3 protein-coding genes are annotated in these 2,787 nt (G+C 66.7%); all 3 read right to left on the reverse strand.

Going from position 1 to position 2,787, the window contains the following annotated elements; genetic code table 11:
• A partial coding sequence (locus tag Q7J26_RS10150; protein WP_304936337.1) for an aspartate-semialdehyde dehydrogenase occupies positions 1 to 678 on the reverse strand: 678 nt, incomplete at its 3' end.
• Between the two features lie 389 nt (positions 679 to 1,067).
• Complete coding sequence (fabB, locus tag Q7J26_RS10155; protein ID WP_304936338.1) at positions 1,068 to 2,285, reverse strand: beta-ketoacyl-ACP synthase I; 1,218 nt, start codon at positions 2,283 to 2,285, stop codon at positions 1,068 to 1,070.
• A 64-nt stretch (positions 2,286 to 2,349) separates the two neighbouring features.
• Positions 2,350 to 2,787, reverse strand: a 438-nt coding sequence (gene fabA / locus Q7J26_RS10160; protein WP_304936339.1) for a 3-hydroxyacyl-[acyl-carrier-protein] dehydratase FabA, incomplete at its 5' end; no start/stop codon positions are given.

The following is a 2,787-nucleotide window of genomic DNA, read 5'->3' on the forward strand; positions in this document are numbered from 1 at the left end:
GTCGGTATAGCCGTCCTCGCCCAGCGTATAGTTCAGGGCCACGACATTGGCGGCGATCGGCACGACCCACTTTTCCGGCGCGCCGAAGTCAACCGCCCCGCCGTCGCGGGCCAGGGCCGCGCCCTGTCCCACGGCCGCACGCGACTGCTCATCCAGCACGCGAATGCCCTCGACCCCGCCGCCCGAGACCGCCTGATAGGTCGAGACCGTCAGACGCTTCAGCCCCGCCGCATCGTGCAGGGGCTTCAGCACCGGCATGGCGGCCATGGTGGTGCAGTTGGGGTTGGCGATGATCCCCTTGGGCAGGTTCGCCAGAGCGTGGGGGTTCACCTCGGCGACCACCAGCGGCACCTCGGGGTCGCCGCGCCAGGCGGACGAGTTGTCGATCACCACCGCGCCGGCGGCCGCGACCCTGGGGGCCAGGGCGCGGGACGTATCGCCGCCGGCCGAGAAGAAGACGATGTCCAGACCGGCGTAGTCCGCCGTCGCCGCGTCCTCGACCACGATGTCGGTCTCGCCGAAGCGGACCGTCTTACCCGCCGACCGGGCCGAGGCGAACAGGCGCAGCGAGGCCAGCGGGAAGTTCCGCTCGGCCAGCAGGCCACGCATCATCTCGCCGACGAGGCCGGTGGCGCCGACGATGCCGACGTGAGGAGGATTGGACGGGGAAAAGGACATTCAGGCGTCTCCTGGAAGGATGGAGGCGCGGGGTTCAGCCGGATCGACCGCCCCGCGCATCGGCGGGGCTGGGTTCGGGGTTCGGCGCTTCAGACCTTGCGCACACCCGAAACCGCCCCGCCGAAGCTGGTGGTTTTCGAGGTAATCGCTTTGGTCAGGGTCTGGATCACGGCGACGCTCTCTAAGGGCAAGGATCGGTCGTGTAAACAGCCAAGTTGGGAATGATCGGGCACCAATAACGCTGCCGGCTGCCCAACACGCAAAACTTCGTCATCCTCGCCTTTGTGGCGAGGATCCAGACTCCCGGCACATCCGCAGCGTGCGCCGCCATCGAACACCGGGAATCTGGATCCCAGGGACAAGCCCTGGGATGACGAGAAAAGAAGGCCTCAGACCTTGGACAGGATCAGCGTGCCGTTGGTGCCGCCGAAGCCGAAGCTGTTGGACATGACGTGGGTCAGTTCGCCCTCGTGGCGCTGACGCAGGATGGGCATGCCCTCGAACGCCGGATCCAGGGTCTCGATATGGGCGCTCTCGGCGGCGAAACCGTTCTGCATCATCAGCAGGCAGTAGATGGCTTCCTGGGCGCCCGCCGCGCCGAGCGAGTGGCCCGTCAGCGACTTGGTCGAGGAGATCATCGGCATCTGGTCGCCGAAGACGGCGCGCACGGCCTCCATTTCCTTGGAGTCGCCGACCGGGGTCGAGGTGCCGTGCGGGTTCAGATAGTCGATCCGGGGATTGCCGGCCTGTTCCAGCGCGATCTTCATGCAGCGCTGGGCGCCCTCGCCCGAGGGGGCGACCATGTCGTAGCCGTCGGAATTGGCGCCGTAGCCGGTGACTTCGGCCAGAATGGTCGCGCCACGCGACTTGGCCCGTTCGTATTCCTCCAGCACCACGATGCCCGCGCCGCCCGCAATGACGAAGCCGTCGCGGTTGACGTCATAGGCGCGCGAGGCGACCGAGGGGGTTTCGTTGAAGTCCGAGGACATGGCGCCCATGGCGTCGAACATGTTCGACATCGACCAGTCGATGTCCTCGCAGCCGCCGGCGAAGACCACGTCCTGCTTGCCCCACTGGATCTGTTCGACCCCGGCGCCGATGCAATGGGCGGAGGTCGCGCAGGCCGAGCTGATCGAATAGTTGACGCCGCGCATCTGGAACCAGGTCGCCAGCACCGCCGAGGGGCCGGACGCCATGGCTTTCGGCACGGCGAACGGGCCGATCCGCTTGGGCGAGCCCCGCTCGATGGTCGTGGCCGCCGCCTGCAGGATCACCTGGGTCGAGGGGCCGCCCTCGCCGACGATCAGGCCGATGCGGTCGTGCTTGATCTCGTCGGCGGTCATGCCCGACGACTTCAAGGCTTCTTCGAAGGCCACGTGGGCCCAGGCCGTGCCGTTGGCCAGGAAGCGGGCGGCGCGACGATCGACTAGTTCTTCCCACGGGCCGATCTTGGGCGGCGCCCAGACCTGGCTGCGAAAGCCGTATTTGGCGTGATCGGGCGCATGGACGACGCCCGAACGGGCCTCGCGCAGGGACTGGGTCACCTCTTCGGCGCCGTGGCCGATGGAAGAGACGATGCCCAGGCCGGTGACGACGACACGACGCATGGTGTTTCCTTCTTAAGCTTATCGACCCGAGAGTCTTCCGCGCTGTCCGCGGTTATATAGGGGTTTAGGCGCTCGCCTGCTCATCCTTGGCGGCGCCAAAGAGTCCCACCCGCATGTCATTGCAGGTGTAGATGACCTGGCCGTCGGCCTCCAGCACGCCGTCGGCGATGCCCATGACCAGTTTGCGATTGATGACCCGCTTCAGGTTGATCTTGTAGACCACCTTCTTGATGTCCGGCGTCACCTGGCCCGTGAATTTGACCTCGCCGACGCCCAGGGCGCGGCCGCGGCCCGGACCGCCGATCCAGCCCAGATAGAAGCCGACCAGCTGCCACATGGCGTCCAGGCCCAGGCAGCCGGGCATGACCGGGTCGCCGATGAAGTGGCACTGGAAGAACCAGAGCTTGGGATTGATGTCGAGTTCGGCCTCGACATAGCCCTTGCCGTGGGTTCCGCCGTCGGCCGAGATCTGGGTGATCCGGTCGAACATCAGCATCGGCGG

Origin of the sequence: Brevundimonas sp., assembly GCF_030656255.1 — a bacterium.
Lineage (GTDB): Bacteria > Pseudomonadota > Alphaproteobacteria > Caulobacterales > Caulobacteraceae > Brevundimonas.